A 22,356-nucleotide genomic window follows, 5' to 3' on the forward strand; every position below is an offset into this window, starting at 1 on the left:
TCGTCGGGGCAAGCAGTCAGGCGCGTGCCAGCCGGGCCGCTTCGAATTCGCTGTCGACCAATCCGATCAGTTCGCGGTCGTCGTGGTTCCACGGATGGAAGCCTGGCAGGAAGAAGGCGAGGTACATGCCGAGGACCTTGCGCGCCATGCCGGGTCGACCAAAGGCATAGGCGAACAACCGCCATTTCAAGCCCGCGCCCCGGAACCCGTCCTGCGCCAGCAGATCGAGCATTCCCGCCGAGCGTCCGCGAAAGAATTTAACGGTCACGATCAGCATCACCAGCGCCTTGACCCGCCAGCGCTTGAACCGGGTCCAGTGCCGCGTGGCGTGGAGCCACGTGTCATAGGCGACGCCCTTGTGCTCGATCTCCTCAATCGCATGCCAGCGCCACAGATCGGCGGCAGCCTGATCGCCGCCGGCGAGATGCGCGGGGTTGGCGACCAGTTCGTGGGCGAGGATCGCGGTGAAGTGCTCGAGGCACATCGTCGCCGCCAGATTGGCGATCGGCGGCCTGCCGCGGGTGATTGCCAGTTCATGGTCGACTCGTGCCTCCAGCCGCGACGCGTCATACCCTTGGTCGGCGACGTGGCGGTTGAACGCGAGATGCTCGCGGGTATGGATCGCCTCCTGCTTCACGAAGGCGCGGATCTCGGCGGCGAGGCGCGGCGGCACATCGTCGCGATAGTGGCGGACACTGTCGATGAAGAACCCCGCCCCCTTCGGAAAGGTCACCGACAGCGCATTGTAGAAGGCGGTGGCGATCGGATCGTCGTTCAGCCACCACCGGCGATACCCGGCCTCGCGCCGGAAGCGCAGGTCGCGCGGAGTGATGGTTAGATCATCGGGAGTCTTTGCTTTCGCCACGGTTCTGCTCCAACTGATGCCATGCCAGATGCTGACTACTTACAGATATGTCAATAGCGCGTCGTCGCCTGTCGCCCGAAGCGTCGCGCGACGCGGCGCTCGATGCCGCCCGCGACCTGTTGATCGAGGCCGGGCCGCTGGCGGTGACGCTGAAGGCGGTCGCAACGCGGATCGGACGGACGCACGCGAACCTGCTTCACCATTTCGGTTCGGCATCGGGGCTGCAAAAGGCGCTGGCGGAGCGGATGGCGACGACGATCACCGCTACGATCGGCGCGGCGGTGCTGCGCTCACAGGATAGCGATCATGATCCGCGCGAGGTGGTCGACCTGACCTTCGACGCATTCGATCGGGAGGGTGCCGGCGCGCTGGCGAGCTGGATGATCCTGTCGGGCAATGACGATGCGCTCGACCCGATCCTCGATGCGATCCACGCGCTGGTCGACCGGCTGGGCAGCGAGCAGGCGCTGAGCGGCATGCCGCTGGCCGAGGAGACGCTGCAGCTGGTGCTGATGGCGCTGGGCGACGCCTTGCTCGGCGGGGCGATGGCCAAGGCGCTGCGGTTGCCGCGCGACAAGGCCCGCGACCTGGCGGTGCGCAGCCTGATGGCGGTGCGGGCGGGCAGTTGATACCGGTCCGCCCGGCAACGGCGAGCGACGCGGCGGCGATCGCGGACATCCTCGTGCCGATCGTGCGAGCCGGGGAGACCTATGCGCTCGACCGCGACAGGACGCCGGAACAGATCCTTGCCTACTGGCACGCGCCGGGCAACAGCGTGTTCGTCGCCGAGGTCGATGGCGAGGTGCTTGGCAGCTATTTCTGTCGGGCGAACCAGACCGGCGGCGGGCGGCATGTCGCCAATTGCGGCTATGCGACCCATGCAGCGGCGACCGGGCGCGGGATTGCGCGCGCGATGGCCGTCCATTCGTTGGAATATGCGCGGGTGGCCGGGTTTCGGGCGATGCAGTTCAACTTCGTGGTCGCGAGCAACGTCCGCGCGGTTCGACTGTGGTTGTCGCTGGGCTTCGAACAGGTCGGGTGCCTGCCCGGCGCGTTCGAGCATCCGACCCTGGGCGAGGTCGATGCGCTGGTGCTGTACCGGCGACTTCGACCATAGCCCCTTCCCCCTTGCAGCGAGTCCGACTAAGCGGACGCCATGCATTTTCTCGATCAAGCCAAGATCTTCGTCCGGTCGGGCGGGGGCGGCCCCGGCGCCGTCAGTTTTCGCCGTGAAAAATTCATGGAATATGGCGGCCCCGACGGCGGCAATGGCGGCAAGGGCGGCGACATCATCTTCGAAGCGGTTCCAGGGCTGAACACGTTGATCGACTTCCGCTATACCCAGCATTTCCGCGCACCGCGCGGATCGGGCGGATCGGGTTCGAACCGGACCGGTCCAGGCGGGCGCGATCTGGTCATCCGGGTTCCCATCGGTACGCAGGTGCTGGCAGAGGACAAGGAAACCGTCCTCGCCGACTTCACCCGCGCCGGCCAGCGCGAGGTGTTCCTGCGCGGCGGTGACGGCGGGCGCGGCAATGCCAGCTACAAGACGTCGACCAACCGCGCGCCGCGCCAGCACGGCACCGGCTGGCCGGGCGACGAGGCGTGGGTCTGGCTGCGGCTGAAGCTGCTCGCCGATGCCGGGCTGGTCGGGCTGCCCAATGCCGGCAAATCGACCTTCATCAACGCGGTGACCAACGCGAACGCGAAGGTCGGCGACTATGCGTTCACCACCACCCGGCCGCAGCTGGGCGTGGTCAGCCACAAGCAGCGCGAGTTCGTGATCGCCGACATCCCCGGCCTGATCGAAGGGGCTGCGGAAGGTGCCGGGATCGGCGACCGGTTCCTGGGGCATATCGAGCGGTGCCGGGTGCTGCTGCACCTGATCGACAGCCATGTCGACGATCCGGTCGCGGCGTACCGGATCGTGCGCGGCGAACTGGAAAATTACGGCGCGGACCTTGCCGACAAGCCCGAGGTGATCGCGCTGAACAAGGCCGATCTGCTCGACGAGGAACTGACGGCGGCGCTGATCGCCGAACTGGAAGCCGAAAGCGGTGCCAAGGTGCTACCGCTGTCGGGCGCGACCGGACAGGGGCTGGAGGCCGTGCTCGACCGGCTGATCGAGGCGATCGGGCCGAGCGAGATGCACGCGCAGGATACGGGCGACGATGAGGAACCGGCCGAATGGTCGCCGATCTAGGTCCCTCCCCGGTCGATGGGGCGGCGGGGGTGCCGCGTACCGCAGCCGGTGCGGAACAGGACATTCCCCTCCACCAGCCTGCGGCTGGTCCCCGTCGGCGTGCCGGGGAGGATGTATTCTCTCCGCAGAATTGCCCCCGCCTGATCGTGAAGGTCGGGTCGGCGTTGCTGGTTGCGTCGGACGGACAGCCGCGGCGGGACTGGCTGGCATCGTTGGTGGCGGATATCGCCGCGCGGGTCGCGGCCGGACAGCAGGTCGTGATCGTGTCGTCGGGCGCGATCGCCCTTGGCGCGCGGCGGCTGGGGCTGCCCAAGGGCGGTCGCGCCAGTCTGGAGGACGCGCAGGCGGCCGCCGCGACCGGGCAGATCGCACTGTCGAGCATCTGGGCCGAGCTGCTCGCCAGCCATGGGCTGACGGCGGCGCAATTGCTGGTGACGCTCGACGATCTGGAGGATCGCCGCCGCTATCTGAACGTCTCGGCGACGCTCGGGCGGTTGCTGACGCTGGGCGTGGTGCCGGTCGTCAATGAAAATGACAGCGTCGCGACAGAGGAAATCCGGTTCGGCGACAATGACCGGCTGGCTGCCCGGGTCGGCGCGGCGGCGCGCGCGAACGGCGTCGTGCTGCTGTCCGACATCGACGGCCTGTATGATTCGAACCCGCACAGCAACCCGGACGCCAGGTTGGTCCCGCACGTCGCGCAGATCGATGCGGCGATCATGGGCATGGCCGACGGCAAATCGTCATCGGGCATGGGATCGGGCGGGATGGTGTCGAAGGTGGAGGCGGCGCGCATCGCGACCGCCGCCGGGGCGAACCTCGCCATCGCCAGCGGCCGGATCGACCATCCACTGGCGACGTTCGGAGAGACGGGCCACGGTACGGTCTTCGCCACTGCCGGCAACGCGCCGGCGCGCAAGGCGTGGTTGTCGGGTGGGCTGACCGATCGCGGGGCAATTCGCATCGATGCCGGCGCGGCCAGAGCGCTCGCGACCGGGCGCAGCCTGCTGGCGGCCGGCGCGGTCGGTGTCGAGGGTGATTTCGTCCGAGGCGACCTGATCCGTATCGTCGACGCTGACGACCGCACGATCGCGCGCGGGCTGGTCGAATATGATGCGGGCGAAGTCGTCCGCATCGTCGGCCGACGCAGCGACGAACTGACCGATCTGCTCGGCTATGCCCCGCGATCGGCGCTGGTCCATCGCAACCATATGGCACTGCTGTGAAGACGATGGCGCTGACCGGCGGGACCGGTTTCGTCGGGCGTCGCGTGATCGCGCAGGCCATCGGTCAGGGCTGGCACGTCCGCGCGCTGACCCGCCGGGCCCAGCCGGCCGAGCCGAACGTCAGCTGGGTACGCGGCGCGCTCGACAAGCCCGCCAGCCTGACCGAACTGGTCGCGCAGGCCGATGTCGTCGTCCATGTCGCCGGCGTGGTGAGCGCGCCCGATGTGGCCGGCTTCACCGCCGGCAATGTCGCGGGCACGCGGGCGATGCTCGATGCCGCACAGGCGGGCGATGTCCGGCGGTTCGTCCACGTCTCCTCGCTGTCGGCACGCGAGCCACAGCTTTCGACCTATGGCGCATCGAAACGGGCTGGCGAGGACCTGATCGCGGCCAGCGATCGGGACTGGACGATCGTGCGGCCGACCGGGGTGTACGGGCCGGGCGATATGGAGATGCGGGACATGTTCCGCATGGCGCAGAAGGGGCTGGCGCTGCTGCCGCCGCCGGGTCGAGTCGCGCTGGTCGCGGTCGACGACCTCGCTCGGTTGCTGCTGGCGCTGGCCGACACCGATGGTCCGCGTGCGATTCTGGAGGTCGATGACGGCAATCCGATGAGCCATGCCAAGCTTGCCCGGATGATCGGCGACGCCGTCGGTCAACGGGTGCTGCCGATGCATCTGCCGGCCGGGCTGTTGCGACTGGGCGCCAAGCTCGACCAGACCTTGCGCGGATCGGCAGCCAAGCTGACCGAGGATCGGGCGCGCTATCTGGTGCATCCCGACTGGACCGCCGACCCCGCACGGCGTCCCCCCGCCTCCCTGTGGGAACCGCGCATCGCGACGGCTCGCGGGCTTGCCGACACCGCGGCATGGTATCGCGCGCACGGTCTGCTATAGCCCCGGCCAGACCCGTATTTTGGAAAGACCCGCATGAGCGACCGTGCTGCCACCCTTGCCGCCATCACCGGCCTGATCGACCCGTTCAACAAGAAGGGCGTCGCGCTGACCGAGGCGACGACCTTTGCCGGCGATCTCGAATGGGACAGCCTGACCGTGATGGACTTCGTTGCGGCGGTGGAGGACGAATTCGACATCGTCATCACGATGAACATGCAGGCCGATATCGAAACCGTCGGCCAGCTGGCCGATGCCGTCGAAAAGCTCAAGACCGCCTGATCGCCCCGCCCGGCCCCGAAAGACCGAACCGATGACCGAAGCCGCCGCCACCGCCCACGCCCCGTCCGAGTCGCCCGAAACGGTGGCACCCGAACGCGACCTGATGAGCAAGTTCGATCCGCTGATCGCCGAACGCGAGGCGCTGCTTGCCACCGGGGTGCGCGATCCGTTCGCGATCGTGATGGACAAGGTGACGTCGCCGACCCAGGCGGTGATCCGCGGCAAGGACACGATCCTGCTCGGCACCTATAATTACATGGGCATGACCTTCGACCCCGATGTGATCGCGGCGGGCAAGAAGGCGTTCGACGATTTCGGATCGGGCACGACCGGCAGCCGGGTGCTGAACGGCACCTACGACCCGCACAAGGATTGCGAAGCGGCGCTGCGCGAATTCTATGGCACCGACCACGCCATGGTCTTTTCGACCGGCTATCAGGCCAATCTCGGCATCATCTCGACGCTGGCCGGCAAGGGCGAATATATCATCCTCGACGCCGACAGCCATGCGTCGATCTATGACGGCTGCTCGCTCGGCAATGCGGAGATCGTGCGGTTCCGCCACAATTCGGTCGAGGATCTCGACCGGCGGCTGGGTCGACTGCCCAAGGAACCGGGCAAGCTGGTCGTGCTGGAAGGGGTGTATTCCATGCTCGGCGATATCGCGCCGCTGCCCGAAATGGTTGCGGTCGCGAAGAAGCACGGATGCATGGTGCTGGTCGACGAAGCGCATGGCATGGGCTTTTTTGGTCCCAACGGGCGCGGCGTGTACGAGGAACAGGGCGTAGAGAAGGATGTTGATTTCGTCGTCGGCACTTTTTCGAAATCGGTCGGTACGGTCGGCGGTTTCTGCGTGTCGAACCATCCCAAGTTCGACGTGATGCGGCTGGTGTGCCGCCCCTATGTGTTCACCGCGTCGCTGCCGCCCTCGGTCGTCGCGACCGCCGCCACGTCGATCCGCAAGCTGATGCATGCCGGCGACAAGCGCGCGCATCTGTGGCGCAATTCGAAGCGGCTGCATGGTGGGCTCAAGGATCTCGGCTTCAAGCTCGGCACCGATACGCCGCAATCGGCGATCATCGCGGTGATCCTTGAGGATCAACGCCAAGCGGTGGCGATGTGGCAGGCGCTGCTCGACGGCGGGCTGTACGTCAACATGGCCCGCCCGCCCGCGACGCCGGCGGGTACGTTCCTGCTACGTTGCTCGCTGTGTGCCGAACATAGCGCCGAGCAGGTCGAGACGATTCTGGGGATGTTCGAGGCAGCCGGTAAGGCGGTCGGGGCGCTCTAAATCCTCCAAGGTACGGGGAGGATTTGTGGGGGCTAGCTTCCCTCCGCACCTTCGCTATAGCCTGACCCCATGCCATCGATCGATCGCTATATGGCCCGGCTGATCGCGGTGCCGCTATTCTCCACGCTGCTGATTTCGGCGATGCTGCTCGTCCTCGACCGGATGTTGCGGCTGTTCGATTTCGTTGCGGCGGAGGGCGGCCCGGTCAGCGTCGTGTGGCGGATGCTGGCGAACCTGCTGCCCGAATATCTGGGGCTCGGCATCCCGATCGGGTTGATGCTGGGCATCCTGCTCGCCTTTCGCAAACTGGCCACGTCGTCCGAACTGGATGTGATGCTCGGCGTGGGCATGAGCTATTGGCGGCTGCTCCGCGTCCCCTTTATCTACGCCACGATATTGGCGGCGGCGAACCTCGCCATTGTCGGCTATGTCCAGCCGCTGGCGCGCTATAATTACGAAGCGCTGCGCTTCGAACTGCGCACGGGCGCGCTCGGTGCGTCGATCAAGGTCGGCGAATTCACCAAACTTGGCGAGCGGATGACACTGCGTATCGAGGAAAGCCGCGACTCCGGTGCCGATCTGCGCGGCATCTTCGTGCAGGCCAGCCGCCCCGACGGCCAATGGCTTGGCGTGACCGCCGAACGGGGCCAGTTCCTGCGCACCGACGATCCCAACACGATCATCTTTCGCCTGACCAACGGCACGCTGATCCACAACGCCCCGGATTTCCGCGTCCCCCGCACGCTGACCTTCACCGCGCACGACCTGCCGATCGATTTGCCCAAGTTCGGTAACTTCCGTCCACGTGGCGGTCGCGACCTCGAACAGACGCTGCCGCAGCTTGCCATCACCGGCCATGATCCGAAGGTCAGCGAGGAGGATCGCGACGCCGCGCGCGCCAACTTCCACTTCCGGTTGGCGGAGGTCGCGACGATGTTCCTGCTGCCGATGCTGGCGCTGGCGCTGGGCGTCCCGCCCAAAAGGTCGTCGTCGGCGCTTGGCGTTTTCCTGTCGATCGTGATGATCGTGACCTATCACAAGGTCAACGAATATGGCGAAGCGGTCGGCGGGCTCGGCAGAATCGATCCGATCATCGCGCTGTGGGTGCCGTTCCTGCTGTTCGCGGCACTGGTGTTCCGCCTGTACTGGGTGATCGCGCGCGTACCGGGCGGTGAACCGATCGGCGGTCTGGAACGGGGTGCCGCCAAGATCGGCAAGTTCATCGGCCGCTACCTGCCCGGCCGGCGCAAGGCCGCCGCCTGATGCGCGCCATCTTTCCCTCGACCACCGTCGCGATCTATATGGCGCGGCTGTTCCTGATCCGCACCTTTGCGATCCTGTTTGCGCTGGTGCTGGTGCTGCAGGCGCTCGACCTGCTTTCGGAGAGTGGCAAGATCCTTGCCCAGCCGGGTAACGGACAGGCCGAGATCCTTCGCTACGTTTCGCTACGCGCACCGCAGATCGTTGCGCGGTTCCTGCCCTTTTCGGTCCTGCTCGGTACGATCCTCACGCTGACCCAGCTAAACCAGAATAGCGAGATCATCAGCCTGAAAGCGGCGGGCCTGTCGGCCCATCAGGTCCTTGCCCCGCTGATCGTCGCCAGCTTCGGCGTCGCCGCGCTGTCGTTCGTGTTCAACGAACGGGTGGTGGCCCGGGCGACGGCAACGCTGACCGTGTGGGACGATGTCGATTACGGACCGATGCCGGTCGATCGCGGCGACCGCACCAACGTCTGGGTTCGGGACGGCAATAATTTGATCCAGGTGGCGCGCGTGACCGGGCGCGGCGAACAGACCCGCCTGCGCGGGATCACCGTCTATAACCGCGAAGGCTCGTCGCTGCGCGAACTGGTCACCGCCAGCAGCGGCTGGCGCGAAAACGGCGCGTGGCGGATCGAGAATGCGGAACGCTTCACGGTCGTGACCGGAATACGCGAACGGCTGGGCACGTTGCGCATCGCCGGTGGCGTGCGCCCGGACCAGTTCACGCTCCAGAATGTCGACCCCGACGGCTTGTCCTTCACCCAGTTATCGCGCGCGATCGACGATCTGGTCGAGGCCGGCCGCCCGACCAAGGCGCTCGAAGGCGCGCTGTGGCACAAGCTGTCCGGGCCGTTATCGGCGGTGCTGATGCCGTTGCTGGCCGCGGTTGCCGCGTTCGGCGTCGCGCGTTCGGGAAAATTGTTCGTGCGCGCAGTCATTGGCATGGCGCTCGGCTTTACCTATTTCGTGGCCGACAATTTTGCGTTGGCGATGGGCAACCTTGGCGCCTATCCGCCGTTCCTTGCCGCATGGGCACCGTTTCTGCTGTTCTTCCTGATCGGTGAGGCGGTGCTGATACGAACCGAGGAATGACGCAGGATCGTCGTACTTTGGCCGCAAATCATCCCCAGATGCGGACGATGCGCGGTTGCGCACGATAGGTGAATGAGTTGAGGAAGTTGGCCCGATGAACGCGATCACCGAGAAGCAGGGCTTCTGGAAGAAGTCGCACCATCTCGACAAGATGACCTTCAGGGAACTTGTCGGCGCGTATTTTCAGTATCCGGCGATCATCGCGTATATCGCGCTTTCGTTCGTCGCGATCGGCCTGTTCGCCTGGTCGCCTGCGCCGCTGGTGCCGACGCTGGTGTCGGTCGGCGTCGCGATCGTTGCCTATCCGCTCGTCTGGTACGTGTTGCACCGGTGGGTGCTGCATTCCAACTGGATGTTCAAGATTTCACCGCTGGCCGCGACGTGGAAGCGGATTCATTACGATCACCATCAGGATCCCAATCACCTCGAGGTGCTGTTCGGTGCGCTGCACACGACCTTGCCTGCGATCGCCGTTGCGACCGCGCCGATCGGCTATCTGATCGGCGGGTTCGGCGGCTCGATGGCAGCACTGGCAACCGGTCTGTTGACGACCTGCTTCTACGAATTCTGCCATTGCATCCAGCATCTGGCCTACAAGCCGAAGAACAAGCTGCTGATCGCGTGGAAGCGTAAGCACATGGCGCACCACTTTCATGACGAGCATGGCAATTTCGGCATCACGAACTTCTTTTGGGACAAGGTTTTCGGGACGCATTACGAACGGTCGGAGCGCCCGGAAAAGAGCGCGACGGTCTTCAACCTCGGCTATACCGAGGATGTCGCGAAGAAATATCCCAAGGTCGCCGAATTATCGGGTGGTGTCGCCAAGGGGCATCCTCGCTATCGCGGATGACCGATTTGTCATTTGAAGTTTGACACGGGGCGGCGCATTGCCGCCCCGCTGCGTTTTGGGGGAAACCATGTCGATCACCATCCGTCCGGTCGTTACCGCTGCCGATCGCAAGGCGTTCATCGCGCTGCCCTATCGGCTCTATGCCAACGACCCGCATTGGGTGGCGCCGCTGAAGAGTGAGGTCGCGGCGACGATCGATCCCAAGAAGAACGGCTGGTTCAGCCATGCCGAGGGACAGTTGTTCGTTGCCGAACGCGACGCCAGGGTCGTCGGGCGCGTGTCGGCACATATCGACACGTTGGCGCTGACCATGCCGGCGGACAAGGGATTTGGCCCCGGTGTCGGCTTTTGGGGAATGTTCGAGGCCGAGGACGAGGCGACGGCCAAGGTGCTGATCGCGCAGGCCGAGCAGTGGCTGCGGGACAAGGGAATGACCCGGGCGGTCGGTCCGTGCGCGCTGTCGATCTGGGAAGAGCCGGGCTTGCTGATCAAGGGGCACGACCACAGCCCCACTGTGTTGATGGGCCATCACCTGCCGCAATATCGGGGCTGGATCGAGAATGCCGGCTATGCGCCGGTGAAGCAGCTGGTGACGTATGAGCTGGACATCACCGGGGATTTTCCGCCGATCGTCCAGCGCATCGTCGCGGCCGGGGAAAAGAACGACCGTATCCGCATCCGGCGCGTCAACAAGGCGAAGTTCGCCGACGAGGCAGCGATCATTCTGCGGATCCTGAACGATGCGTGGTCGGACAATTGGGGCTTCGTCCCGCTGACCCAGCCGGAGGTCGACGATGTCGGCAAGAAGCTGAAGCCGCTGGTGTTCGAGGACCTGATCCGGATCGCCGAACTGGATGGTGAACCGGTCGCGTTCATGATCACCCTGCCCGACATGAACGAGCCGCTCAAACCCATGGGCGGATCGCTGTTGCCGTTCAACTGGCTGAAACTGCTGCTATGGCTGCGCGCGCCAAAGGCACGGACGATGCGCGTGCCGTTGATGGGGGTGGTCAAGCGGTTGCAGGCATCGCGCATGGCGAGCCAGCTGGCCTTCATGATGATCGAATATATCCGCCGCGATGCAGTGGCCAAGTTCGGCGCGACTCGCGGTGAGATCGGTTGGGTGCTCGACGACAATCAGGGCATGAACGCGATTGCCACGACCATCGATAGCAAGATCAACCGCGTCTACCAGATGTACGAACGTACCCTTTGATGATGACAGCCGCCGGGCACCCCGCCCCGGCGGCGATCGTCATCGATCATCCGCGTGCCAGTACCAGTACCGGATCGAAGCCGCGGGCGCGCCATTCGTCGCGCGTCCGGCAAATCTTGCCCCGTTGCCGCGATCCCTCCCGACGGTCGACAATGCAGTAGCGCTTGACGCGTGGCGTGGTGACGACCGGGGTCGTCGCCTGCGTTGCCGGTTCGGCGAGCGGTGCAGTTGCGGTGAACAGCGCCGCGATCAGTGTTGCGATCATCATGCTCGTCCCTCCCGTTCGGTACGATCAGCGGCCAGCCAGCGCGGCGTCGAGATCGACACCCATCGCCGTCCAGTCCTTGCGGGTCTTGCAGACACGCGGCGTGATGCGCGAACCGGTGCGTTCGGTCCGGAAGCAATAGCGGGCGTTCGGGGCGGCCTTGTACCCGACCGCAGCGGGACCGGCGGCCAGCGTGACGGTTAGCGGCAGGGCCGACATGGCGGCGCTGCTGACGACGGGGCTCGGCACGGCGGCGGGCGCAGCTTCCGGCTCGGCGGCAAAGGCCGAGGCGCTGGCAACCAAGCCGAGAATGATCGAAGTGGCGAAGCGAATGGCGGTCATGATGCTGTCTCCCTGTGCGTTCCGGCGCGTTGCCGGACATGCCAGTTACTCTGCAGCGACCGTGCCAGTTTTAATAATCACTGTTTTTCAGATATTTAGCAAATGACTACAGTTGTAGATGTGGTATTTGCCACCAAAAGGCAGGAATTTTTACCATCGGTTGGGGTCGTATCCTCCGGATCGATCGGCGCGCTTCAAAACCGGCGCGATATCCCGCTGTAGAGGCGCAGTCCGGGCGTATCGGCGTCCAGTCCGGCGACCCCGCCCGCATCGATAGCGAAGTCGGGCGACACCTGCCACGCAATCGATAGCGCAAGGCGGTGCTCCGTCGTTTCGTCATCGTGCGACAATTGACCTTCGGCGGTGAGCTGGCAGCGATCGGACAGCGTGATGCCGAGACCGATCGTCGCTGTCGCTGCGATCCTATGGCCCGGTGCCTCCTCCCGCGGCGTCCACGCCAGTTCGGGTGAGAATTGCAGGTTGAGCGTCTTGCTGAGGTCATAGGAGATCGGGGCCACCATGGCCGCGCCCCAGCCATCCTGCCCGATCGGCGCGCGGCCGACAGGCACGGTGATCGAGGGTTGCAACCCGTAGGACAGGCCCTTGCCATCCGGATTGCGCAACGCGATCCGCGCACCGATTTCCACGTCGCCGCTCCGTGTCGTTCGCCCGCCGCTGGTTCGATCGCGCTCGATGCCGAGCGGCGTCCAGTTCAGTTGCGCCTCGATCCGGTCGGTCAGCCCGAGCCGGAACAGGGTATCGCCGAACAGCACGGTGTCGGTGTCGTTACCACGCTCCCAATCCGCCAGCGCGGCTTCGACCGCGACCCGGCCGGGATCAAGCACGCAAGCCGACTGGCCAAGGCTGGGGCGTGTCGAGCAATAATCACGGGCCGAAGCACTGCCGATCGCAAGATACGCCGCCGCGACCAGCGCGCCCGTACGGATCATCAACGCAGCCGCACCCAGGTCGGCGCATGGTCGCTGGCCTTTTCGCGGCCACGATACGCCTTGTCGACGCCGGCATCGACCATGCGGTCGGCGACGATGGGGCTGAGCAACAGATGATCGATGCGGAACCCCGCGTCGCGTTGCCATGATCCGGCCTGATAGTCCCAGAAGGTCCAGACCCCACCCTTGGGAAACCGCGTGCGCAGCGAGTCGGTCCATCCCTGTGCCAGCAACGCCCGGTAACCGGCCCGTGACTCCGGCTGCATCAGCGCGTCGCTCTGCATCGCACGGACCGAGAAGGTATCGTCGTCATTAGGAATGACGTTGTAGTCACCTGCCAGCACCACGGCGCGCTCCTCGGCCAGCAATGCCGCCGCCCGATCGCGCAGGCGATCGATCCAGCGCAGCTTATAGTCGAACTTCGGACCCGGTTGCGGATTGCCGTTGGGCAGATAGATCGAGGCGACGATCAGGCCGTCGACTTCGGCTTCGAGATACCGGCTATGGTCGTCCTCCGGCTCGCCGGACAGGCCGCGCTGCCGCTCGACGGGATCGGCACCGCGCGCCAGAACGGCGACGCCGTTGAACCCCTTCTGCCCGTGCCACAGCGCGCCATAGCCAGCGGCGCGAATATCGGCTTCGGGAAAGGTCTCGTCGCTCGACTTCAGTTCCTGAAGACAGACGATGTCCGGCTGTTCCTCGTCCAGATATTCGAGCAACCGGGGCAGACGCGCCTTGATACCGTTGACGTTGTAGCTGACGATCCGCACGTCAGACCGCAAAGCTGGTGCCGCAACCGCAGCCCGACGCTGCCTGCGGATTGGTCACCCGGAACGCCGCGCCACCCAGCGATTCGACGAAATCGACCTCGCTGCCGCGCACCAGATCGAGGCTGACCGAGTCGACCACGAGCGTCACGCCATCGGTTTCGGCGACGCTGTCATCGGCTTCCACCGTATCGGCCAGTCCGAAGCGATACTGGAAGCCCGAACAGCCGCCCCCTTCGACCGAGAGGCGGAGGATGGCGGGCTTGGCCTGCTTGGCTGCGATCGCCGCGACGCGGTGGGCGGCGGAGGCGGACAGGGAAATATCGGTGCTGATCGTCATCGCGTTGAGATAAGCCCGGCGCGATCGATCGGCAACGGGTCAGTCGGCGACCGGGCCACCCATCGCCACCCGCTGACGCTGCGCACGGTCCGCCGCCATCGCCAGTTCGCCCGCCTGCAGATAGGGGGCCGGATTAACCGCGGAACCGTCGATACGGACTTCGTAGTGCAGGTGGCTGCCGGTCGAGCGGCCGGTCGACCCCATTAGTCCGATCAACTGGCCGCGCCGTACGCGCTGGCTGTCATGGACGATGATCTTCGACAAATGGCCATAGCGGGTCGCGATGCCCTTGCCATGGTTCACTTCAATCAGATTGCCATAGCCGCCGGCGCGTTCGGCGCGGGCGATGATGCCGTCGGCGGTGGCATAGACCGGGGTCCCGATCGGGCCGGGGATATCGACCCCGGCATGCATCGCGGCGGTGCCACGGAACGGGTCGGAACGGACGCCGAAATTGCTGGTGAAGGACAGCCGCTCGACCGGCTGATAGGACGGGATCGAGATCGCCGCCTGCTCCAGCGTATCCAGCTTCTTCCAGCTGAGGAACAAGGCGCGGAACTGGGCGTCGGCCTGTGCATCAGCGGTGGCGGAAGCGGCAGTCGCCGCGGCGGCGGTCGCGGCATCAACCGGCTCATAGGGCCCACCCATCGCCGGCAGTACGCGGCGCGGGTTCAGACCCAGCTTGCGGATGGTCCGGGTGGCATCGGTATAGCGTGCGTCAGCGATCGCCTTGGCCTGCGACGCCATCGTTGCCTGCTGACGGGCGACGCGTTCGAACGGGCGGGTGACGAAGTTCGCACCGGTGGCGGGTTCCTGATCGAGCGCGGCCAACGCCAGCTCGTCGGCATCCTCGTCACCGGTCAGCACCGCGGCCAATGCCGCCTGCCGCTTGTCGAGCCGCGCGGCGTGAGCACGGGCATCGGCGTGAAGGCGGGCAACGTCGGCGCGCATCGCGTCAACCTGCTGCTGCATCGCCATAACCTTTTCGTCCGACGTCGCCACCGCGCCGGTCGCCGCCTGGCTCATGCCGAATGCCGAGAAGGCGATCGTGACGGCGGCAAGGCCAGCGGCCGCAACCTGGTTACGGCCGGTGATGGTGTGGCGACGAAGCTGGCCACCGTCATGGACCAGAAATTGCCGCGTGCGGAAAATGGAACGGAACCCTGCGAACGGAGCGTCGTTATTTTTGAATACCGAAGTAATCGACATTATGTCCCGCTACCCGAGCAATATGCGCATGCCGGAAGCGCCGACACGAACGGTGAACTCCCATGTCCCGACGGTTTTGCCCCACCGCGCGTCGACGGAATGAGGAAGTGCCGGATAGCAGTACCGTTGTGCAAGCGTCCGGCCCCGAGCACGCGGTAAAGCGTCGTACTGGCGCGGTCAGCCGTTTAACCATCTGATCGGACCAGCCGCGTTCAGGGTGGACGGTGCGTTTGGTACCCATGCAATCGATTCGCCGGGATTACGATCGAACGGCGGAAAGAACGTCCGCGGCGTGGCCGGCGACCTTGACCTTGCGCCATTCGCGGATTAGCCGGCCCTCCGCGTCGAACAGGAATGTCGCCCGCTCGATGCCCATATAGGTTCGGCCGTACATCTGCTTTTCGCCCCATACCCCGAACGCTTCGCAAACGCTGCCGTCCTCGTCGCTGGCAAGGGTCAACGCCAGACCATGCTTCTCGGCAAAACGTGTCAGCTTGGCGGGCGTATCTCGGGAGATGGCCACGACACCCGCTCCGGCTTGTTCGAATTCGTCGGCAAGTGCCGTGAAATCCTGTGCTTCGCGCGTACAGCCGGTCGTGTCCGCTTTCGGGTAGAAGTACACGATTAAGGGACGTCCGAGCCGTTCCCGCAACGACAGCGACGTGCCATCCGCCAGCGTCAGCTTTCCGTCGGGCAGCGTTTCACCGATCGCCAGTGCCATTCACAATCTCCTGCCAAGTTTCATGAACCACCTGCCGTGCGGCATCGAGTCTGACAAGCAGCGCGGGCCAGTCGCTGCAGCCCAGTGCTGCTGCCAGAATAGGCTGCGTCGTTTCGGGCGGGACCTGCGCGTCGGGCGCGACCAGCCGCATCGTGACGATCAGGCGGGTGAGAAAATCATGGGCGTCGTGCAGCCCGGCGGGCAACCGCCCGATCGCGACCAGTGCATCGATCGCCTCGCCGAGACGCGGCGACAGCCCCTGCCCGCTCAGCAACTGGGTGACATGCACCGCAAATTCGAGATCGACCAGACCGCCGGGCGACAGCTTGGCATCGAGCGGCCCCGCCGGCGGCTTATGTCGGGCCATGTCGGCACGCATCGCGACCGCTTCCGCCACGATGTCGCGATCGGGCCGGTCGCCCGCGAGCACGCGGGCGATGATCGCCGCCGCCGCCGCGCGTCCATCGGGTGATCCCATGATCGGTCGCGCGCGGGCGAGCGCCATATGCTCCCATGTCCACGCATCCTCACGCTGATAGCGTTCGAAGCCGGCGAGCGAGACGACCAGCGGCCCCTGTGCCCCCGATGGCCGCAACCGCGTATCGACTTCGTACAGTGGTCCCGACGCGGTCTGTACCGACAGGGCTGCGGTCAGACGCTGCGCCAGCCGGTTGTAGTAGAGCACCGCCCCCAATGGCTTCGTGCCATCCGATTCGGCCGAGAAATCGCCGGTGAAGCAATAGACCAGATCGAGGTCGGAGGCGTGGGTCAGCGCCCCGCCGCCCAGCCGTCCCAGTGCCAGCACGATCAATTCGCTGCCAGGCACCCGGCCATGCCGTTGCGCGAATTCGTCGACCGTCGCCGCCGCCAGCACCTGTACCGCCGCCTCCGCCACCCGCGCATAGCCATCGGCCACCGCCAGCGGATCGCCGGTCCCGGCCACCACCTGCACCCCCAGCATGAACCGCTTTTCATTGACGACGTCACGAACGTGGTCGAGCAGCCGTTCATAGCCTTCCTGCCGGGCCGACATCTCGGCGACCAGTTCGGCGACCGATCCGACCGGCTCGAGTGCGCGAGCGTCGATCAGCCCGTCGAGCAGCGTCGCCCGGCGCGCCAGTGCCTCCGCCAGGGTCGGCGCATGGCACAGGATCGTACTGAACAACCGCGCAAGGGCGGGCTGCGCCTCCAAAAGGCGGAACAGATTGATCGCACTCGGCAGCCGCGCCAGCATCGCGTCGAGCCGTAGCAACGCCGCATGCGAATCCGATGCGGTCGCCAGCCCGGCAATCAGGCCGGGCAGGCTGTCTTCCAGCGCCGCGCGCGCCGCCGGGCTGCGCAGCGCCGGATAGGCCCCGCTGCGCCAGTCGGCGATCCGCCGCGCCACCTGCTCGCCCGATGCGAAGCCAAGCGTTTCGAGCCGGTCCGCAAGCGTGTGTGGATCGACAGGCAAGCCAGGTGTCGATGCGCCATCCAGCCGATCGTAGACAGCCCCTACCGCGGTGACGTGCGGCGCCATCAGGTCCAGCAATACCTGCCCGTCGTCCACCCCATGCAGCCGCGCGACCCGGTCGAGTGCGTCGATCTGGTCGGGCAGGCTGTGGGTCTGTCGATCGTCGACCATCTGCAATCGGTGCTCGATCGTGCGGAACAGCGTGTAGCCACCGGCCATTACCTGCGCCTCATCCCCTGAAATCCGCCCTCCGACCACCAGCGCGGACAAGGCGTCGAGCGTCGCCGGCGCCCGCAGCGCCGGATCGCGCCCGCCATGCACGAGCTGATGGACCTGCGCGAAAAATTCCGCCTCCCGAATGCCGCCGCGCCCGCGCTTCAGGTCATAGCCGGGTCCGAACGCCTGACCCTGCGCATAATGATCGCGGATACGTCGCGTGATGTCGCGAATCTCCCCGATCGCGCCGTAGTCGAGCGCACGCCGCCAGACGAACGGCCGGATCGCGTCGAGAAAGCGATTGCCGAGAACGATATCGCCCGCCACCGCCCGTGCACGGATGAACGCTGCGCGTTCCCATGGCAGTGCCGACGATTCGTAATAGGAGACCGCCGCATCGATCGGCAGTGCGATCGGCGTCGCTTCGGGCGAGGGCCGCAACCGCAGATCGACGCGCAGGACATATCCGTCGCCGTCGCGCGCCTGCAGCAGTTCGACGACACGCTTGCCGATCCGCACCGCCGCTTCGACCGGATCGTCGCGCTCGCGCCGCGGCAAGATCGCCGGGTCGTAAAGCAGGATCGGATCGATATCGGACGAATAGTTCAGTTCATGGCTGCCCTGTTTGCCCAGCCCGATCGCGGCGAACCCGACCGGCTCGGCCCCCGGGGTTCGCTCCTCGATCGCCGCCACGATCGCCCGGTGCAACGCGCTGTCGGCAAAGTTACTCAGCGTCCGCGTTACGCGCCGCAGATCATAGGCACCGGACAGGTCGCCCAGCGCCACCAGCAGCGCGATCCGCCGCCGTTCGATCCGCAAGCGTTGCGCCAGCGGGAGATTGTGATCGGCGGTGACCACCGTCAGCGCATCGACCTCGAACCCTGGCAACCGATCGAGAAACGACGCTTCGCGATCGAGCAGAACCGACAGAAACGGCGAACCGTAACGGATGCGATCGGTCAGGTCGGATGGCAAGTGCATCGCTGGATCGTGCTCCACGGACGGGAAAACTAAACCCAAGCTATCGCCGCACGCTTTGAAACGAAACACGTATGCGCACGTTGGAAACATTATGGCAACACGACCGACCCCTAGCGCTCCAGCATCCGATGTGGGGCAGGTTGTGCGCGGTCCGTTTCCGACAGATGGCATCGGACGCGCCTTGCGGCAGGTGTTCGACCGCGATAGCCAACTGCCTGCCCCGTGGACCCAGTGTCTCCGGCGTCTGGACGAGGCAGACCGTTAAATAAACCGGACTGACCGGCATCACGAAGTTGAATGCATTCCGATTGCTAGGCGATTTGGTATTCGGATGCCATAACGAGTCGCCTTGCATTCGAACATATCGATGATCTCGTGATCACCGTCGAAACATTGACTAGATTGTACAGGTGGTGTCCACACCGATCGATATTTGAGCAAGGCGATGCAGGAATTAGCGGGCGTCCCTTTAATAAAGCGACGCAGGCTGCTGCAATCAAATGCAAGCGTAGGCAAGCATCTTCAGCGATCGCGACTCAAATCGTCGACCTCACCCATGATCGTATCCAGCACCGTCTGCCCACCATTGTCCGGCTGTTCAGCGCGTGACGGCAGCTTGCCCTCGGTCATCAGGGCTTCAAGCGCAACGCGACCACGCGCCACCCGGCTCTTGATCGTGCCGACAGCGACATTGCAGATTTCGGCTGCCTCTTCATAGGCGAACCCACCTGCGCCAACGAGGATCAACGCCTCCCGCTGCGGCTGCGGCAGATGGAGCAACGCCCGCTGCATATCCGCCAGCTCGACATGGCGATCCTGACTAGCCGGCGCGGCAAGAATGCGGTCGGCAACCAGATCGTCCCACTCGCCCTTGAAGCGTGCGCGACGCATTTGCGACAAATACAGGTTGCGCAGGATGATGAAGGTCCAGGCGCGCATGTTGGTGCCAGCCTGGAACCGCTGCCGTGCCGCCCACGCTTTCAACAGCGTTTCCTGCACCAGATCATCGGCCAGATCGCGGCTGCCCGATAGCGAACGGCCGAACGCCCGCAGATGCGGAATTACCTGTGCCAGTTGCTTCTTGAACTCGGGATCGGAAAGGGCGACGTGCTCCTGCACCTCGCCTGCCGCGTCCTCGGTCATGTCGGATTCAGTCATTCTTATCCGTTCGATACGCAGTCGGCCCGACGTCGGGCGAAGCCGAACATAGGAAGCGCGTGAGACTATTGCCAGCGGAACCGGGACGAACCGTTTCGCCCCGAACCGCGCGAGCGGCGTCAGGCCAGCAGAATATACGCCATGACCGCAATCACGGCGACCAGCGATACGCCCAAAACGTAGCGGGTGACACCGGGCGTCGAACCGGCTCGCGCGTCGGNGGGTCCGTACCGTTATTCCGCTGCTTCCGGCACGGTCGCTTCATCGAAGAACAGCGCTTGGCTGATCGCCGCCTTCACCGTCGACCGCTGGAACGGCTTTGTGATCAGGAAGGTTGGCTCGGGGCGTTCGCCGGTCAGCAGACGCTCGGGGAATGCAGTGATGAAGATCACGGGCACGTTGAATTCGGACAGGATATCCTTGACCGCATCGATGCCCGAGCTGTCGTCGGCCAGCTGAATGTCGGCAAGGACGAGGCCCGGCCGGTCCTGCATCGCGAGCGCAACCGCTTCGTCACGTGTAACCGCGACGCCGGTGACTTCATGCCCCAGATCGCGAACGATCTGTTCGAGGTCCATGGCGATCAACGGCTCATCCTCGATGATCATCACGCGCGACCGGGTCTGTTGCTCGATCTCGCGCAATGCCTCGGCGACCAGTTCCTCGACTTCGTCCGGCGTCGCTTCGATCAGATAGGCGGCATCTTCCGTCGTAAAGCCTTCCATCGCCGTCAACAACAACGCCTGCCGCGACAGCGGGGCGATACGGGAAAGCCGCGCCTGCGCAATCGCCTCTATCTCGGTACCCGATGCGCTGGCGGCACCGAATGCTTCGGGCTGCGACGACGCCCAGATCGCTTGGAAAGTGCGATAGAGGCCGAGACGAGGATCGACGTCCCGCGGAAATTCTTCCGGTGCCGCTACGATCGCTTCCAGCGTGGCGCGAACATATTGATCGCCCTCGCTCTGGCTACCCGTGAGTGCTCGGCCATAGCGCCGGAGGAAAGGAAGATGCGGCGCAAGCTGCTGTCCGAGCGACATGGTCAGATAGGTCTCCTTCGTCACGATCCGGCAGGAAAGCCGGTTCGCGCACTGCGTTCTAGAACGATACGGCGCGGGAAAGACGGCTCCCCCGAGTTCGCGTCGTGGCATGGAACCAACGAGCACGTCTTTTGTTTCCTGTCCGCCCGACATGTTGAATCAAGCCAGTCTTGATGCCGGTCGGCGATCAGATATTCGTGCCGGCGTGTGTCCGGGCGTCGGGGGAAGGCACAGGTTCGTGAAGGATGGCGAAAAGTCGGTTCAGCGGTCGACCGCAAAATCCGCGGTGACGACGCAACCGGACAAGAAGGACACGTCCAGCCTGGGGAACGCGTTGCGTGCCGTATACCAGGATGCGGCCGGTGAATCGGTTCCCGACGAGATGCTCGATCTGCTGAACAAGCTAAAATAGCCTCCGCAGTGTGAACACCCCCGTACCAGTCAAGCGGAAGTCGCCCAGAGCGGCGGCCGCGCTTCGTCGAGTTCCGACGGGAGCGAAGCTGATGCTTGTCCTCAGCGCAGCGCTGCTCCCGCTCGCGCTGATAGCGCTTTTCGCTACCTTGCAGACGTCGCGGATCGCAGATGTAGACTTGCGCGCAAGGCTTCGGGTAGCGGCGACCGAGGCGTCGCGTGGCATAGCCATCGAACTTGGCGGTGACATGACCGCATTGCGCGTTGCAATGACGGCACTGTCATCCGATCCCGCCAATTCGCCCAGTTGCGCCCGGGTCGAGGGGGTGTTCGCAGAACAGGCTTCCGCTGGTGCGCGCTTCGGCATCTATTCCAGAGACGGTCGGCTGGTTTGCGGGATCGCTATTCCGATCCGGATGGTCGGTGCGCCAGACGCCGGTGGTGTGCGCGCCCAGGTCGTGCCCGACACGGGGGTCGTCCTAGACATCCGTGGCACCAATGAGTCGCGCGCCGTCGCGTTCTTCCCGGTTGCACTCCTGCGCGACAAATCACAGCCGAGCGGCTTCGCCTTGCCGTTCGAAAGCGGCGTCGCGCACGGCAGCGAAGCCGAACTCAGTCTGTCGGCACTGCCGCCCGAGACGGGGATAGACCGGCTGGAGCAGGTCCGTATTCCGCTCAGCATCGACGACCTTGCCTTCACGATGGCCGTGCGTCGCGCACCGATTACATCGTCCATCATTGTCGCGATGCTACTGCCGTTGGTGATGTGGTTCGCGGCGACCGGCATTGGCTGGTTCGTGGTCGATCGGCTGCTGATCCGGCCGCTACGGCAGCTGCGCGACGATATCGAACGGTATCGTCCGGGCCATCCGATGGCCGACGTCAACCTGGGCGCGATTCCGGCGCAGGAGATCGCGGAGCTTGGCGAGACGTTTCAGGAACTCACCCACACCGTCGAGCGCCATGAGCAATCGATGGCCGACGGCCTGGTACGCCAGACCAAATTGACCCGCGAGGTGCATCACCGCGTCAAGAACAACCTGCAAGTCATCGCCAGCCTGATCAACTTTCATGCCCGCAGCGCGCACGGCGCGGCGGCATCCGATGCCTATGCCACCATTCAGCGACGGGTCGATGCGCTCGCTGTCGTCCACCGGCATCATTATGCCGAGATGGAGGAAAACCGCGGGCTGGAACTGAAGTCGGTGATCGGCGAGCTGGCATCGAACATTCGTGCAACCTCCTCGACCGACGCGGCCAAGATCGGCATCACGCTGAACGTCGAGCAGGTGCTGGTGACGCAGGATGTGGCGGTCGCGG

24 protein-coding genes are annotated in these 22,356 nt (G+C 65.1%); 13 read left to right on the forward strand and 11 right to left on the reverse strand.

All coding sequences use genetic code 11. The features are described from left to right. Positions 1–16: 16 nt before the first annotated feature. Positions 17–865: a metal-dependent hydrolase gene (locus ASE91_RS16760; protein ID WP_056628246.1), complete on the reverse strand. Its 849-nt coding sequence runs from the start codon at positions 863–865 to the stop codon at positions 17–19. Positions 866–912: 47 nt separating this feature from the next. On the opposite strand from ASE91_RS16760, the gene ASE91_RS16765 reads away from it, so the two are divergent. The 11 genes from ASE91_RS16765 to ASE91_RS16815 all read left to right on the forward strand — a co-directional run bounded on the left by ASE91_RS16765 (position 913) and on the right by ASE91_RS16815 (position 11,183). Beyond that, on the forward strand, positions 913–1,494 hold the full coding sequence (locus tag ASE91_RS16765; protein WP_056628250.1) for a TetR/AcrR family transcriptional regulator: 582 nt from the start codon (positions 913–915) through the stop codon (positions 1,492–1,494). Then, positions 1,494–1,982, forward strand: coding sequence for a GNAT family N-acetyltransferase (locus ASE91_RS16770; protein ID WP_056628834.1), 489 nt, complete (start codon positions 1,494–1,496; stop codon positions 1,980–1,982). Before ASE91_RS16765 ends, ASE91_RS16770 begins: the two co-directional genes overlap by 1 nt. A 39-nt stretch (positions 1,983–2,021) precedes the next feature. Then, on the forward strand, positions 2,022–3,068 hold the full coding sequence (gene obgE, locus ASE91_RS16775; RefSeq protein WP_055999940.1) for a GTPase ObgE: 1,047 nt from the start codon (positions 2,022–2,024) through the stop codon (positions 3,066–3,068). Continuing rightward, positions 3,053–4,294, forward strand: a complete 1,242-nt coding sequence (proB, locus tag ASE91_RS16780) for a glutamate 5-kinase (protein WP_082454089.1) — start codon at positions 3,053–3,055, stop codon at positions 4,292–4,294. Before obgE ends, proB begins: the two co-directional genes overlap by 16 nt. 5 nt (positions 4,295–4,299) lie before the next feature. After that, a complete protein-coding gene (locus ASE91_RS16785) occupies positions 4,300–5,190 on the forward strand; it encodes an SDR family oxidoreductase (RefSeq protein ID WP_056628843.1) in 891 nt (296 codons plus the stop codon). A gap of 33 nt (positions 5,191–5,223) precedes the next feature. Next, positions 5,224–5,469: an acyl carrier protein gene (locus ASE91_RS16790; protein WP_055999942.1), complete on the forward strand. Its 246-nt coding sequence runs from the start codon at positions 5,224–5,226 to the stop codon at positions 5,467–5,469. 31 nt (positions 5,470–5,500) lie between these two features. Then, positions 5,501–6,760 carry a serine palmitoyltransferase gene (gene spt, locus ASE91_RS16795; RefSeq protein WP_082454090.1) on the forward strand — a complete coding sequence of 420 codons (1,260 nt, stop codon included), beginning with the start codon at positions 5,501–5,503 and terminating at the stop codon, positions 6,758–6,760. Positions 6,761–6,829: 69 nt separating this feature from the next. Further along, on the forward strand, positions 6,830–8,023 hold the full coding sequence (gene lptF, locus ASE91_RS16800; protein ID WP_200911275.1) for an LPS export ABC transporter permease LptF: 1,194 nt from the start codon (positions 6,830–6,832) through the stop codon (positions 8,021–8,023). Then, positions 8,023–9,114 carry an LPS export ABC transporter permease LptG gene (gene lptG / locus ASE91_RS16805; protein WP_055999945.1) on the forward strand — a complete coding sequence of 364 codons (1,092 nt, stop codon included), beginning with the start codon at positions 8,023–8,025 and terminating at the stop codon, positions 9,112–9,114. The genes lptF and lptG overlap by 1 nt, the downstream gene beginning before the upstream one ends. A 94-nt stretch (positions 9,115–9,208) precedes the next feature. Continuing rightward, positions 9,209–9,967 carry a sterol desaturase family protein gene (locus ASE91_RS16810; protein ID WP_055999951.1) on the forward strand — a complete coding sequence of 253 codons (759 nt, stop codon included), beginning with the start codon at positions 9,209–9,211 and terminating at the stop codon, positions 9,965–9,967. Positions 9,968–10,034: 67 nt separating this feature from the next. Beyond that, positions 10,035–11,183 carry a hypothetical protein gene (locus tag ASE91_RS16815; RefSeq protein WP_056628253.1) on the forward strand — a complete coding sequence of 383 codons (1,149 nt, stop codon included), beginning with the start codon at positions 10,035–10,037 and terminating at the stop codon, positions 11,181–11,183. A gap of 46 nt (positions 11,184–11,229) precedes the next feature. Here ASE91_RS16815 and ASE91_RS16820 read toward each other — a convergent pair whose 3' ends face one another. From ASE91_RS16820 to ASE91_RS16865, 10 genes are all read right to left on the reverse strand, one after another. Continuing rightward, positions 11,230–11,451 (reverse strand): hypothetical protein, encoded by a 222-nt coding sequence (locus tag ASE91_RS16820; protein ID WP_056628257.1) that lies wholly within the window; start codon positions 11,449–11,451, stop codon positions 11,230–11,232. Between the two features lie 24 nt (positions 11,452–11,475). Next, positions 11,476–11,790: a hypothetical protein gene (locus tag ASE91_RS16825; protein WP_056628260.1), complete on the reverse strand. Its 315-nt coding sequence runs from the start codon at positions 11,788–11,790 to the stop codon at positions 11,476–11,478. Positions 11,791–11,984: 194 nt separating this feature from the next. Continuing rightward, entirely contained in the window at positions 11,985–12,740 is a 756-nt protein-coding gene (locus ASE91_RS16830) for a transporter (protein WP_055999963.1), read from the reverse strand. Beyond that, the gene (gene xth / locus ASE91_RS16835; protein ID WP_056628262.1) at positions 12,740–13,510 is read right to left on the reverse strand and encodes an exodeoxyribonuclease III; all 771 of its coding nucleotides are present in this window, start codon (positions 13,508–13,510) and stop codon (positions 12,740–12,742) included. Before xth ends, ASE91_RS16830 begins: the two co-directional genes overlap by 1 nt. A gap of 1 nt (position 13,511) precedes the next feature. After that, a complete protein-coding gene (locus ASE91_RS16840; protein WP_056628265.1) occupies positions 13,512–13,847 on the reverse strand; it encodes a HesB/IscA family protein in 336 nt (111 codons plus the stop codon). 39 nt (positions 13,848–13,886) lie between these two features. Then, positions 13,887–15,056, reverse strand: a complete 1,170-nt coding sequence (locus ASE91_RS16845) for a M23 family metallopeptidase (protein ID WP_056628267.1) — start codon at positions 15,054–15,056, stop codon at positions 13,887–13,889. A 259-nt stretch (positions 15,057–15,315) separates the two neighbouring features. Beyond that, positions 15,316–15,777, reverse strand: a complete 462-nt coding sequence (locus ASE91_RS16850; RefSeq protein WP_056628270.1) for a peroxiredoxin — start codon at positions 15,775–15,777, stop codon at positions 15,316–15,318. Beyond that, positions 15,758–18,427, reverse strand: a complete 2,670-nt coding sequence (locus ASE91_RS16855; protein WP_056628272.1) for a bifunctional [glutamine synthetase] adenylyltransferase/[glutamine synthetase]-adenylyl-L-tyrosine phosphorylase — start codon at positions 18,425–18,427, stop codon at positions 15,758–15,760. The genes ASE91_RS16850 and ASE91_RS16855 overlap by 20 nt, the downstream gene beginning before the upstream one ends. Positions 18,428–18,949: 522 nt before the next feature. Continuing rightward, positions 18,950–19,585: a sigma-70 family RNA polymerase sigma factor gene (locus ASE91_RS16860; RefSeq protein ID WP_055999985.1), complete on the reverse strand. Its 636-nt coding sequence runs from the start codon at positions 19,583–19,585 to the stop codon at positions 18,950–18,952. Between the two features lie 233 nt (positions 19,586–19,818). Next, a complete protein-coding gene (locus tag ASE91_RS16865) occupies positions 19,819–20,625 on the reverse strand; it encodes a response regulator (RefSeq protein ID WP_056000230.1) in 807 nt (268 codons plus the stop codon). A 238-nt stretch (positions 20,626–20,863) separates the two neighbouring features. Here ASE91_RS16865 and ASE91_RS19775 point away from each other — a divergent pair, with 238 nt between their 5' ends. Next, entirely contained in the window at positions 20,864–21,037 is a 174-nt protein-coding gene (locus ASE91_RS19775) for a NepR family anti-sigma factor (RefSeq protein ID WP_156357895.1), read from the forward strand. Positions 21,038–21,047: 10 nt separating this feature from the next. After that, the coding region (locus ASE91_RS16870; protein WP_327196800.1) for a sensor histidine kinase at positions 21,048–22,356 on the forward strand (1,309 nt) is incomplete at its 3' end.

The organism is Sphingomonas sp. Leaf62 (assembly GCF_001421915.1).
GTDB lineage: Bacteria > Pseudomonadota > Alphaproteobacteria > Sphingomonadales > Sphingomonadaceae > Sphingomonas.